This window comes from Faecalitalea cylindroides ATCC 27803, assembly GCF_000469305.1.
GTDB classification, from domain to species: Bacteria; Bacillota_I; Bacilli_A; order Erysipelotrichales; family Erysipelotrichaceae; genus Faecalitalea; species Faecalitalea cylindroides.
Genome location: NZ_KI271002.1, coordinates 1 through 12,846 on the forward strand (window position 1 = coordinate 1; position 12,846 = coordinate 12,846).

Annotated in this window: 13 protein-coding genes; 1 reads left to right on the plus strand and 12 read right to left on the minus strand. The window is 32.9% G+C overall.

Annotated elements, in window-relative coordinates:
• The 9 genes from HMPREF0367_RS05370 to HMPREF0367_RS10045 form a co-directional block, all read right to left on the minus strand.
• A partial coding sequence (locus HMPREF0367_RS05370; RefSeq protein ID WP_035401970.1) for a hypothetical protein occupies positions 1-621 on the minus strand: 621 nt, incomplete at its 3' end.
• Complete coding sequence (locus HMPREF0367_RS05375) at positions 602-787, minus strand: prefoldin domain-containing protein (protein WP_035401973.1); 186 nt, start codon at positions 785-787, stop codon at positions 602-604. The genes HMPREF0367_RS05370 and HMPREF0367_RS05375, both read right to left, overlap by 20 nt.
• The gene (locus tag HMPREF0367_RS05380) at positions 780-1,076 is read right to left on the minus strand and encodes a WXG100 family type VII secretion target (protein ID WP_015535839.1); all 297 of its coding nucleotides are present in this window, start codon (positions 1,074-1,076) and stop codon (positions 780-782) included. The genes HMPREF0367_RS05375 and HMPREF0367_RS05380 overlap by 8 nt, the downstream gene beginning before the upstream one ends.
• Before the next feature lie 11 nt (positions 1,077-1,087).
• On the minus strand, positions 1,088-1,381 hold the full coding sequence (locus tag HMPREF0367_RS05385; protein ID WP_035401976.1) for a WXG100 family type VII secretion target: 294 nt from the start codon (positions 1,379-1,381) through the stop codon (positions 1,088-1,090).
• 16 nt (positions 1,382-1,397) lie between these two features.
• Positions 1,398-1,628 (minus strand): hypothetical protein, encoded by a 231-nt coding sequence (locus HMPREF0367_RS05390; protein WP_035401978.1) that lies wholly within the window; start codon positions 1,626-1,628, stop codon positions 1,398-1,400.
• Positions 1,609-5,043 (minus strand): FHA domain-containing protein, encoded by a 3,435-nt coding sequence (locus HMPREF0367_RS05395; RefSeq protein ID WP_035401981.1) that lies wholly within the window; start codon positions 5,041-5,043, stop codon positions 1,609-1,611. Before HMPREF0367_RS05395 ends, HMPREF0367_RS05390 begins: the two co-directional genes overlap by 20 nt.
• Complete coding sequence (locus HMPREF0367_RS05400; RefSeq protein WP_035401983.1) at positions 5,036-6,877, minus strand: hypothetical protein; 1,842 nt, start codon at positions 6,875-6,877, stop codon at positions 5,036-5,038. Before HMPREF0367_RS05400 ends, HMPREF0367_RS05395 begins: the two co-directional genes overlap by 8 nt.
• Positions 6,878-6,879: 2 nt before the next feature.
• On the minus strand, positions 6,880-8,286 hold the full coding sequence (locus HMPREF0367_RS05405) for a protein kinase family protein (protein ID WP_162606924.1): 1,407 nt from the start codon (positions 8,284-8,286) through the stop codon (positions 6,880-6,882).
• Between the two features lie 8 nt (positions 8,287-8,294).
• On the minus strand, positions 8,295-9,260 hold the full coding sequence (locus tag HMPREF0367_RS10045) for an FHA domain-containing protein (protein ID WP_051335192.1): 966 nt from the start codon (positions 9,258-9,260) through the stop codon (positions 8,295-8,297).
• Positions 9,261-9,341: 81 nt separating this feature from the next.
• Here HMPREF0367_RS10045 and HMPREF0367_RS05415 point away from each other — a divergent pair, with 81 nt between their 5' ends.
• Complete coding sequence (locus HMPREF0367_RS05415; protein WP_035401986.1) at positions 9,342-9,893, plus strand: hypothetical protein; 552 nt, start codon at positions 9,342-9,344, stop codon at positions 9,891-9,893.
• Between the two features lie 14 nt (positions 9,894-9,907).
• Here HMPREF0367_RS05415 and HMPREF0367_RS05420 read toward each other — a convergent pair whose 3' ends face one another.
• The 3 genes from HMPREF0367_RS05420 to HMPREF0367_RS10535 form a co-directional block, all read right to left on the minus strand.
• On the minus strand, positions 9,908-11,155 hold the full coding sequence (locus HMPREF0367_RS05420) for a hypothetical protein (RefSeq protein WP_035401988.1): 1,248 nt from the start codon (positions 11,153-11,155) through the stop codon (positions 9,908-9,910).
• A gap of 10 nt (positions 11,156-11,165) precedes the next feature.
• On the minus strand, positions 11,166-11,708 hold the full coding sequence (gene cysE / locus HMPREF0367_RS05425; RefSeq protein ID WP_022355594.1) for a serine O-acetyltransferase: 543 nt from the start codon (positions 11,706-11,708) through the stop codon (positions 11,166-11,168).
• 77 nt (positions 11,709-11,785) lie between these two features.
• On the minus strand, positions 11,786-12,846 hold a 1,061-nt coding region (locus HMPREF0367_RS10535; RefSeq protein ID WP_035401989.1), incomplete at its 5' end, for an MSCRAMM family protein.

Below are 12,846 nucleotides of genomic sequence, written 5' to 3' on the forward strand. Positions count from 1 at the left end.
ACTTGCTTCCCCTCTAAGCGCGCAGGCTCCAACACCTGCCTTGATTGTTTGTTCTTCCATCGATAAAACGCAGGTAGCATCTGCATACAAGGCTCCTACAGCTCCTCTTGCATCTACAGTCGCATTTAACTTAGAACCGCCTACTTTAGCCTGAAGATTGGCACTGGCTAATGCAACATCTGCATCCAGTTCCGCTTCAAATCTAGGATTCCATTTTTTATCTTTCCACAATGAGAATTCAGCATCCACATTTGCTTTGGCATCTCCTATGTTCATGCGTAAACTGGCATCAATTAAATCATTATGATAACCAAGAGTGGCTTCCTTGATATTGTATTGCGCACCAAAACCAAAATACGACTTTTTATCTTGTTTCGTTAATATGGCTGGAATATTAATATTTTCATAGTGTGAGGTCCTAAGCTGTCCATTTGTAAACAAACTGGTATTTCCACTTTCGTGTTCTTCAAATAGATTGGCAGTCTCTATAAAATAAGACTGTAATGCCTTTAATTTGTTTTGAATCAAAATTTGCCTGGAATAATTTCCGTGAATCGAATCATTTCTTAAAGCTTGAAATCGCAAACCTAACATACGATAGCTATCTGTGTTGATGAACATGTATGTTTATCTCCTGAATCTGTTGATCACATAACAAACACAATTCATCGATAGCTTGAAGCACATAACTTCTTTCATTGATATCACTTACAGTATCTGCAATTTTACTTTTCAAAGCATTCAAAGACTGTTTCAAATTTTGATAATACATCAATGAACTATCCATTTGCACTCATTGCCGCTGTCAAATTAGCTTCATTTTCTGCATAGCTGGATGCCGTCTGATTTAGATATAGAGCATATTCACCCAAAGCCTGCACGTATTGATCAAAAACAGGATACATACGTTGAAATTGATTCATCAAATTCTTTGAGGCAGGCGATGACCAAATTGTTTCTACATACGTCATTTTCGCTTTAATTTCCTGGAAAATTTGTAGTATTTCCTGCTCCATCATGCTTAATTGATTTGCATATTGTAAAACATCATCACTTGAAATTTGTACATTATTCATAAATACCCTTTCTATGCTAAATTCTTAGCTTTCATAATCCTGTCCTGCAACAAAGCTTGATAATTATCAGCGCTCTTCTGCAAATACAAAGCATACTGTTCAATTATCTCTGTCATACGATTTAATTGAGGTTTAAACTGTTCAAGCTTATCGATAAAGGCTTGATTGTCCCTTCCCTGCCATACACTTTGCATTTGATACATACGTGAATATATCTTTTGTATCGTTTCATCATATTGTGCAGCCTTTTGTTTGATCATGGATGCACTTTGATGAACTTGTTCATAATCTACTCTTATCTGCATTTGTCTATTCCTTTCTTCAAAATAAGATCAATTGATCTGAATGTATTACATGATTTTCCTTAAAGCTTAAATGAGAAATCAATATCTTTTTTTCATCAATGTGATAGAGGAAATGTTCATAGGCATATTGTTCTTTAAACCACAACTGAATGACATCTTCAATAAAGTCATTGACCTTGCAGTCTTCTTCGATCCATACGTCATACGCTTTTTCTTGATTAAAAACTTTAATATGAATCAACTCCATTTTGTCTTACCTCTCTAACATTGAATACTTCATTCTCATGCCAAAAATACAGTTCTCCTTGAAACAACGGAAATTTTCTCTTGATCATAAATCCTTTTTCTATAAAGTCATTTCCTACCCATACAAGATTCATTTTGTTTTGTATCTTCTCAAACGTAACCAAATTCATCGTAGAACTCTTTAATACATATACATCTGCAGTTTCATCTAATTGTTTACTAATGGTCAGCTGATCATTTGATTTTTTCCATTGCGACAAAATTCTTTCTATTACTTCTATCGCCTCTACTTTTTCGTAACAAAACAAGATCTGTTTATCGTTTTTATGAAACACTGGTCTTTTTGTTTCAACATCAAATCCCAATAAAAATCTATCTGAGTTTTCTAGTTTTAAGATTTGTTTTTTATTTTTCTTCTTCAAAGGATGGCCCTTGTTTAAGACACATTCATATACCGCATGTTCATATAGAATTTGTGGATGTTGTGTGTTTTGATGAATTGGATAGCCATCAAAGAAATATCGTAGACTTTCGATATCATTGATCTGATATGCCATACGTTCTGTAAAAGATTTGATCAATGAAATATCTTTAAAATTCAACTGGTCAATAATCACGATTACAATGCATTGCAGTGCTTTTACTTCCTTAAAATCTTCTAGGTTATCGATGATCAAAAAGTCATTCTCCTTTAATAGAGGACTTTTAATACAAAAACCTATTTCATCCAATACTTCATCAACATACTCTTTATAAACATCAAATCCCTTTAGATAAACATTCTTACTTTGAATACAAGATAAAATTGACTGCATAATTTGATTTATATTTTTGGTATAGATTAAAAAAGGATCCTTGAAATCAAAAATTCTTTGACTTTGTTTCTGTGGCATGTCAATCAATAGAAAGCCTTCATTAAGTTTCTGGTATGTGTTCAAATCAGGACACACGATCCAATGGTGTCCTTTTGCCTGTTTCAACAATTGATTGGATAAATATTGAAATAAAGTTTCTTTCTTTTCGTTTTTAGAATAAAGAACATGATCCATACTATCTACGATCGTAAAATCTCTGTTGTTTGATATCTCTTCATATAGATAAAAAGCTTTTCCTTTTCTTTCTGCATCTTGAACCTGCATGATAAATTCACCAGGTTCAACCAACTTGGATGCATGATCATTATGAAGAATTTCACGACTGTCTGTTTCGCTGTTCACTCTTAAACAAACTTTAAGATTGGCATTGGCCCAAATTTGATCATCAACGATACCTAAAGGTTTTTGTGTCGATAAGATCAGATGAATGCCTAAAGAACGTCCAATTCGTGCCATTTCAATCAAAGAATGTAAATGTTGTGAAAAACGAGATTTTAATTGGGCAAATTCATCCACAATTACAAATAAATGCGAAATTTTATCTTGATAAATTTCATTGTATACATCAATATGGCTTAATTTTGTTGGATACTCGCTCATCATTTTCTTCAACAACAGCTGTCGTTGCTTGATTTCACTTTCCATACTTAAGACAAAGCGATTCATTGCGTTTTCTTCAAGATTACTGATAATACCCGCACAATGATCAAACTTTAAAAAGGCTTGTCCAAATGCTTCCCCTTTAAAATCAATCAAGATGTATTGAAGGTATTCTGGTGAGTTTTGTACGATCAACATCATCAATAGATAAGACAGCCATTGGGATTTTCCAGAACCAGTTGTACCCGCTACCAGAGCGTGTGGTCCATGTGCTTTCTCGGAAAAATCAATTGTTATGATTTCTTGATTGTCATCCAATCCCATCTTCACTTTTAAACAAACTGAATCATGTTCAAAATCAGGATGTAGATCATCAGCTCTATATGTTGGTTTATTTTGATAAAAATATTCTATTGAACTGCGAATTTTATCTCTTGAAAATTCAATAGTTAATAAATCATCTGTGTATATGCGATCATATGGATATATAGATGGTTCATTTCCTATATAAATCAAAGAAAAATGTTCCGAAGGAATATCTACGATCAATTTTTCATTGGATACGATATAGATATAAGGCAATCCCTTGATTAAGGAACTTAGTTCCTTGATTTCTTTTGAATTTGTTGCAATAAGACGCCTTTTGTCTTTAATGATTGCTGGATGATCTAGATATCGTTTCACTTCACTTCGTTCATGAACTAGAAAAACGATCTTTCTAAAATGATTAAGATTTAACCAGCTATATTGCATCATGATCATATCCAGGATTGATTGATCCCATTTCCTTTGTATCCAAAGCTTATTAAATTCATTGAAATATACGTTCTTATTTATTTGAACATCATAATCTGCGATAAACTGTTCTCTTTTTTTAAATAATGTCTGCATCTTATACAAATAACTTGCATCTTGTTTTTCAAAATCAATCACATTGTTTTTCTGCATACCAATCGCCATCAAAAGTTCCTTGTTTTCATAAATCCCAAAAGAATTCTTTGAAAAACCAGTAAATATTTTTTGATCCTGTATGATTTGATGCGCTGTTTTTTCTTTGAATTCATCCAATTCTGTTTTTAGTTGTTCTAAATATTCCAAATACAGCTTCTCTTCATCTTTATTCCGCTTTTGTTGGGACTTATAGGTGAGTTGACGATTGATCAAGCCATACACAAAGAAAGCTACGCTCATTGATAAACTTGTAAACATTGTTGAAAATATGCTCTCAAGAGCGATATCAGAAAACAGTTTTAAAGCTATACAAGATAATAAACTAGAAAACAAGATCAAAATCGAAGAACCGATACTTGCAAAAACACCTGCTTTTTTGATTGGTTCTTTTATGATAGGCATCTCTACACGTACTGTTAAAGAATTGATATCTTGCGGAAATCTACATAGGCCTTTTTTCAAACTCAAAGATTGATCCTTCTTGAATTGAGATCTTACTTTATTTACTTCATGTTTTGGTTTTTTATTAATTACCAAATACCCTTCGACAAAATATATCAAAACATCATAAATGATGATTTCATCTCCACCCTGTAATGTTTTTTCTTTGATCCTTTTACGATTCACAAAGATCCCATTCGTACTATTCAGATCATGAATCACAAATAGATCCTCATTTTGCACAAGGCGACAATGTTTTTTAGATACCTTTGAAGATAAGATGCATATATCACAACTATCATCACGACCAATCAAACATTCATCTTCTAAAGGGTATAAAAACCATGTTTCTTTTTTAGCTAAATCAAATACAATAACATATGGTCCAAGACGAATCGATTCTTGATCTAAAAGTTGATATGTTTCCTTTTGATAAGATAAATTCAAAATATTCTTTTTCAGTTCAAAATTTAGATCTTTGATATATAACTTATTTTTTATTTCATAATGAGAACAAGTACAATCAAAAACCAAAAAGATTCTAGCCATGAATACGTTTCCTAATTTGATAAACGATCAAGCTTAATAATGTCACAAAAGTAATCAAACAAGCTGGAATGAGCCATTGATATAGCGAAAAGGTAAACTCTTCCTGCAAACTGGTCTTATTTCCAGAAGCATCTGTCGCAATAGCTTTTATCGTACAATGCGAAGTATGAGAAACATGATCATAGTAATAGTTACCAAACTTATCTTTCTTTAAAAGCGATAAGTCTATAGGTTTATCATCGATCATGATTTTTTGAAAGCGATCATTTGAATACTCGGCTCCCTTCATCAAGATGATTCGAATCGTATTATCATTCTTACGAATAAAACGAATTGTCGGTTTGGTCATATCATTGATTTTTTTAACAGTTTCATGTTGAATCAAATTGTTAGACTCATCGACTTTCCAAATATGATCAATATGAGCAATATCTTGATTAAACGGATCAAAAGAGGAGGTTTCATAAGATGTTGTTATGATTGGATTTGTTAATACAATTGGTTCCTTTTTAATAAGATATGTTTTACTGCTCAGATTCCCTACTTCATCTTTTGCGAGAATATCCACATACAGCACATCGTCTTTTTTTAGTTGTGAAAAGGCCTGATTTAAAGTGATATTTTGCATTTCTTGATCATTGATCTTAAACTTCATGGTTACTTTTGTCTTTTCGCTGGATAAATATTCTATGATCGTATCTTTTTCCAAGATATTTAATTCATTTTCTTTTAAGATCTGTCCATTTCCCTGCAGTGAGATTTCTGGTGGTTGGCAATCAACCAAAACACTTACTTCTTTCTCTACTTTCCTAGAAAACATATCCTCAACATAAGCTCTAGCATAGTATTGAATACTTTGACCTGGAATGGCAGCAAAAACAATTTGATCAATAATATCACGACGAATCCAATATCGACCATTCCATATTTCTAAATATGTATTTTTTACATAACGAGGGTTCCAATTCATATTCACGAACACAGTTTCATTTGTTTGATATGTATCAGGAATCATATTCAAATACAATTCATCATTGGAAAAATGAATCAGATATTGATCGTGATCCTCAATCTGAAAATTTAAATACAAAGCTTGTGGAAGGACAAGCTGAAATAGATAATCTCCCGTCTTATCCAATTTAATTTCTAACTCTTCTAGATCTTTGCAATCGAATTCTCGAGTCTTGATCCCGTCCACATACATGATCAAGGAAAATGATTCTTTTATCACTTCATTAAAATCAAAATGAAAAGATGGATCTAGTGTATAAGCATCATAATCTTGATTAACGTCAATGACTGGAACGTTAATCCTTTTAACATCAATCAAACGAATCGTCTCGTGTCCAAAACTGTCGGATGCAACGATCTTAATTTGTCTAGCACCTGGTTCAACTTCAAGTTGATCATCTTCTTCCATCAACACATCATCCACATAAACATCAAAGTTCTCAAGATGTGTATCCGTACAAGTAATGGATAATGGTGTTTTATCAACAAGATAAAGAGTATCCTCTATTAAATGATCATTCACTTTTATTTCTATTTCAGGATTGATTGAATCCAGCGTAATCGTTTTACTGGAATCTTCTAATACATTTCCATTACTATCTTTTAGAATATAGCGAAATATAGACTCATCTTCTTCATACACATGAAAGAAGATCTTGCCATTTTGTGGTCGAATCTCTTCTCCTTGATACCAAAACGAGCTTTTCTCAATATCGATCGAAGAATCAAGTGTTACATAGACATCGTCTGGTTCGGTTAATGTATCTTTATCCAGTTCGATATACGAGAGTGCGATCGTAGAATAGAACATATATTCAATCATACTTATCCTCCTAAAAATTGTATTATTTCTAACTTTTCTAAATCATCTTTAAATAATTCTGTATAAAACGAAGGAATCTTAAATTCTAGATCTTCATCTTGTATGATCAATCCATAAGAAAGATACGCATTTGCCAAAGAACGTAAGATCTCATTTTGTTGATCTGGCAGATTGGATTGAAGCTTATACAGAATATCCAGATCCTGTTGTTTCAAAATAATTTCGCATTCATTGATGACATTCAATATCAAAAACATATTTTCCATTTTTTGCGATGTACTTAGTGTTTTTGTCTTTAGATCATTCAAAAATCTATGGATGTGTTCATATTGAATGTTCTGGGTCTGTTCAATATAGACGTTTGTCAACAAGACCAAGTCAATCAATTGATCTTTCACATCATCATTCAACAAGTTTAAGATATAGGAGCACCAGGAGATGTTTTGTGATTGAATAGCTTGTTTCAAAAGAAAGCGAGCCACTTTCTCATCCTCTAATACAGATGTTGAGATCCAGCCATTATCGATCCATAAATAAAGCGTATCTTGAACTTTTTGTTGGTAAGTTCCCTCTGCCTGATTAAGCGTGAATTGATAGGCACTGATCAAATCTGATGAATTTTTAGTATCTAGATATTTAGATAATGGAGTAGCTAATGTATATCTAAAAAGTAAACTAAATAGAAAGACAGACAACAAAATACAAATGATAATACTTAAGATATACTTAGCTCTACAACATAGCAGAAAGCATCGCTTTAATTGCTTCATTGAGCGAATACGTTTAGAAGGAAGTGTATCTCGACATTTTTGTGCAAGCTTTCTACAAGGACCACGTGAGTATAATGCTAATAATATCCCTCCCATTCCATATATGTCACTGGTCTGATCTAAATATCCTGTTTCTAAAAATTCTGGAGCCATATTAACCTTGGAAGCTAAGATTGCTTGATGAGAAGTCTTTTCAAGACAGGCATTGAAATCAATCAGATAAATTTCTTCATCCACAATGATCAAGTTTTCGGGCTTTAGATCGATATATAAAAATCCTTTTTCGTGAATATGTTGTAACATGTCTATACAATCTAAGATCCACTTTTTCTTTAGTTTTTGAGATATCTTGTCATGTTTTAAAAGCCATTGACCCAGATCAATACCTTTAAAGTAGGTTTCGATCAAGATCATACTATTTCGCGTTTCGAACACATCGATTATTGAAGGAAAGTGTTTGTGTTCAAGTTGACTTAAAACATCAACTTCAACGTGAAACTGGTGAATCAAGATTGGATTTGCCTCTTTTAAGACTTCTTTGGCAATATACAACTTGGATGTCAACTGATCTTCTACGACATATACATTGATCCACGATGATTTTTGAATCTGTTCCTGAATTAAATATCTATCATTCAAGATCATGATTACTTTTCATGAAAGGTAAACTGTTTCTGCGAAAAAGATATGACCATGCCATCTTTTAATCGCATCTTTCGCTGGACCAATTTTTCATTTAAATATGTCTTGTTCTTGCTTTTAAGATCCTGGATATACCATCGATCATCGACACGAGTCAGCTTTGCGTGTTTCAAAGATATCTCTAAAGATTCAATGCGAATATCACAAGCCATAGAACGTCCTATAAGAACTGTTTCTCCTATCAAAGGATAATTTGTCGTCCCATCACTTAAATACGCCTTATACTCATCAAATGAGCCTATTAATTGAGTTTTTTCTTCTTGTGGCAGGTGACCATACTCTTGTACGCACTCTTTGATGATCGTATTAGGTATTAAGGGACGCTTTAACACGAAACTGTTATTGCGTTTAAAGTGAAACAGCTTTTTAGGATAATACGAATCATGTAAAGCCTTAATTGCAAGAATGAGATTGGGCAATGAAAATTCAGATGACTCTACAAATTTGATCAAGAATCCATTGATTTCATAGGCATGTTCACTCTTAAAGTGATTGATCAAATATTTTACGATTTCGATCCATACATCTTTTTGTATCAACCATTCATCAATCACAAGTGGAATGCCAACAAAGGCAAATCGATCACCAACATTTGACACAAATATAAACTCGGGATCTACCAATACTGGTTTATTGCGATTGACCGCAACGGCACTGGTAAAAAGATTCTCTAAAAATGTATATCCTTCTTCTTTTTTGAATGTATATTGATCTAAAAAATCATCAAGAGAAAGAAAATCCTGTATAACATAAGTTATCGTTGCAGAAGTGGTATCATTTAAAACACATTTTAAACATAGATCGTCATGTTCAAATCGTTCAAACAGTGATACATCCAACAATTTGTTCGATTTAAGTCTCAACTTCATTCTTTGATCATTTCTTTCGATTACGTCCACCCAATCTTGCATCAAAACACCTCCTTTTTTGCGCTCCTATTTTCTATCACACTTCAATTGGACAAAATGACAAAAAAAACGTAAAATTTTTTCATGAAATTTAAAAAATCTTACGTTTATCTTCATTTTTTGATTATCAATCCGTTATTAAACATCCTTCCTTTCTTCTGGATCGATGTATCTTACGATAATCAAAGCTATATAGGAAACCAATTAGGCCATACCATCTATCTTGTATTATGGGCCATTTCAAGTGCTTTGGGATTTTATTTCTATTCTAAACATATCTGGAATAAATATCGTATTTATTATCACAAGCATCTCCATAAGATCATCTGTTTAGCTATGTGCATATCCTGTATTATTCCCTACTCGGATACACTGGTATTTTGGATCAATGATTTGCATGTATGGATAGCTGTAGCTGCTGTCTTCTTATTTATTTTAGAATGGATTCAAGCTTATTTTGATCCTGCGTGCTATGTAGATACTTCTTTACAAAAACACCTTCAATATTTATTTTTATTATTTTCAATTTGCGCCTTAGTTCTGTTTGGACTAGGTCATGTTACTTCACTAAGTGAAATCTTGTTTTCGACTTTGATCAATTTATACCTAGGTATATGGTATGTAAAAATTGCATAAAAAAAGAAGGCTTTCTAGCCTTCATTGATATCAAGATTCATATTTTCCATCTTGGACTGATAGTGTTTAGCTTTTGAAACATAACACATTTTATTACCTAAATTAATTACTCGATCGAAATACATATTCGCAAGTGGATAATCCTGTTCTACAAATGAGATCAATGCGATGTAATAACAAGAATCAACTTGTTGGAAAGTAAAACGAGCTTTATTTAACGAATCTAGATAATATTTCTTACAAGTGCTGAATTCTCCATTCATCAAATCGATTTTATTTTGAATAGAAGCCAATTCTTCATTTTGGATCATGACACCGGTCTGACCAAAACCAAGTTGAATTTTTTGAGCTTCTTCTTTGCAACGGTTCAATCCGTCTTCATCTTTCATTAAATAATAAATATTTGCCATCAAAGACCAGTATGATAAAGAGCTCGCAGCATCTTTTCGTGGATAATTGATCAAAATATCCTGAGCTAATTGTGGATCATCTAAATAAATTAGACATTGAGCAAACAATGTTTGAGATTTAAGCTTTACTTTTCCGTTCTTTGTTGAATAGTAGATAATTGCTGAAGCACAAGCCTCAGGATCACACTTGTCATATAATAGAGAAGTCATTGGAATCAAGCAGGAAGCTCGATACCGCAACAATATATTGAATAAAAACATATAGAACAAAAAAGCCAGAGTTGCAATCATGATATTCTGAATAAAGAATAAAACACAGAACAAGGCGACAATCCCTAAAATGTATAGATATGTCATCTTATTGACATTCTTGCGACAATTTTCAGCTAATGATTTAACGTTCTCATCCAATTTATGATGCAATTTATACATTCTTACAAGTTCTTCATCTTGAGAAAAATTGTGGGCTTTCATCTCTTTGCCACGTTCTTTATTCAAGCTGATCATACCATAGATACAAACAATGATCGCTGGAACGACCAATACAATTCCTAGAATTACCAAAGGTTCTGCGGCAAACATGATCAAAATAATAAAGATAAAAGGATTTAGATTATACAGTGACATCAACATCTGAGCAATCAAGATGATATTAATGACACCGGCAAAAGATAAACCTCCTGCTGCACATGTAAGCCAAATATTCTCAGAAATAAACTTATATACATCAGCAGGCAATATCTGTAAATATGTTTCAGTATTTGTAAAGAAAAAGATAGCTGTTACCACACATCCTGCGATAAATGCTCCTAGAAGCGATAACAAATGCGTTTTACAACGATATTTCCACATAGAATCCTCACTACTTCTTTTCAATAATTCTAGCCGGAACGCCAACAGCCGTTGCATAAGCCGGCACATCTTTTAATAAAACGGCATTGGCTCCTACTTTAGCTCCTTTGTGAAGCGTTATATTACCCAGGCATTTTGCCCCAGAACCAACATAAACTCCATCTTCTAAAGTGGGATGTCTTTTAACATGAACAGAACCTGTTCCACCTAACGTAACGCCATGATAAAGCTGGCAGTCATCGCCGATAACAGCCGTTTCTCCGATGACAACGCCCATGCCATGATCAATAACCAATCCACGGCCTATTGTAGCTCCAGGATGAATTTCGATACCCGTCCAATTGCGAGCAATATTTGAAATCCAACGTGCAATAAAAGTATGGTTTCTAACCCAAAACCAATGTGCTATACGATGAAAACCTAAAGCTTTGATATGGGGATATAACCAAAATACTTCTAATTTTGAATGTGCAGCTGGATCTAATTCCATGGTACGTTTTATGTTATAAGCAGCGTCTTTAAAAAAAGAACGTTTTTTTTCAGCACCGTTCATATAAGAAAGTTTAGTTTATTTTCAGTAAAATTGCAAGTATCGCAATCTAAAACATACAAAAAGGACGTAAGATAAACTTACGCCTTATATTTACGAACCAAATAGATCAAAATTGTCGCTCCTGATATAGCAATCAAGGCAACAAACAATGTTGTATTGTTTTGTAAGCCTGTTTGAATTTCAGGTATTCTTTCATTCTTATATGATAAAGAATACACTCTCTCTTCATCAGTTTTAACTTCTTTTTCATTGATCAATACTTGACCATATTCTTTTACTTGAACACAAACAACTTCATCGGATAACTTATATCCGTTTGGTGCTGTTATTTCTTTGATGTAGTATGTACCTACATCAAGATCATTAAATTGAACATAACCTGCATTATCTTCGTTAATTTTTGATTCAATCAGCTCTTTACATTCTTTATCTTTATACAAACCAAATTCAAAACGGTTATTTTTGATCACATTGTTATTTTGATCGACTTTATTTACACATATAGATATCGTATTAAAATCATTTTCTAAAACCTTCTCTATATGAATCGTATCCGTATCTTTTGGATTTCTTGCATCAATTTCAATAATTTCAGTATTTAGTGCATAACCAGGGCATGGTTCAATTTCCTTTAATTCATACAATGCGAGAGGAAAATCACCATCAAAGACAATTTTTCCATCTTCATTTGAATAACTTGTTTCAACTAAAGTATCTTTTGGAAGAACAATGCCATCTACTCCATTTAAATCTTCTTTAAGATACAAACCATACAATGCATTTTGAAGAGGTTTCTTTGTCGAAGCAGATACTTTTTCTAAATCCAGCGCAATTTTGACACGCTCATTTTTAATGTCCTTTTGAACAACGGTTTGACCATCTTCACTAATCTGCAGCTCTACTTCAATTGGATCTTTATTTTGCACATAGCCTACAGTAGCCTGCACTTCTTTTAGAATATATTTTCCAAAAGGAAGATCTTTGGTTAAGGCAACACCGGTTTGATCTGTAGTGATCGTATCAACTTTTTCATCTTGTTTATACACTATATCGCCTGCTGGATCCTTAATATCTTCAGCCGCAATCACTTCAAATTGCGTGTTTTCCAGACCGATTTCTTCGTATTCAAAAGCCGTTT

Bases quoted from the DNA above. Each gene is read 5' to 3' on its own strand.
- HMPREF0367_RS05400 (WP_035401983.1), bottom strand. From the start codon at position 6,877: ATGATTGAATATATGTTCTATTCTACGATCGCACTCTCGTATATCGAA.
- HMPREF0367_RS05390 (WP_035401978.1), bottom strand. From the start codon at position 1,628: ATGGAGTTGATTCATATTAAAGTTTTTAATCAAGAAAAAGCGTATGAC.
- cysE (WP_022355594.1), bottom strand. From the start codon at position 11,708: ATGAACGGTGCTGAAAAAAAACGTTCTTTTTTTAAAGACGCTGCTTAT.
- HMPREF0367_RS05375 (WP_035401973.1), bottom strand. From the start codon at position 787: ATGGATAGTTCATTGATGTATTATCAAAATTTGAAACAGTCTTTGAAT.
- HMPREF0367_RS05395 (WP_035401981.1), bottom strand. From the start codon at position 5,043: ATGGCTAGAATCTTTTTGGTTTTTGATTGTACTTGTTCTCATTATGAA.
- HMPREF0367_RS05415 (WP_035401986.1), top strand. From the start codon at position 9,342: ATGAAATTTAAAAAATCTTACGTTTATCTTCATTTTTTGATTATCAAT.
- HMPREF0367_RS05385 (WP_035401976.1), bottom strand. From the start codon at position 1,381: ATGCAGATAAGAGTAGATTATGAACAAGTTCATCAAAGTGCATCCATG.
- HMPREF0367_RS05380 (WP_015535839.1), bottom strand. From the start codon at position 1,076: ATGAATAATGTACAAATTTCAAGTGATGATGTTTTACAATATGCAAAT.
- HMPREF0367_RS05420 (WP_035401988.1), bottom strand. From the start codon at position 11,155: ATGTGGAAATATCGTTGTAAAACGCATTTGTTATCGCTTCTAGGAGCA.
- HMPREF0367_RS10045 (WP_051335192.1), bottom strand. From the start codon at position 9,260: ATGCAAGATTGGGTGGACGTAATCGAAAGAAATGATCAAAGAATGAAG.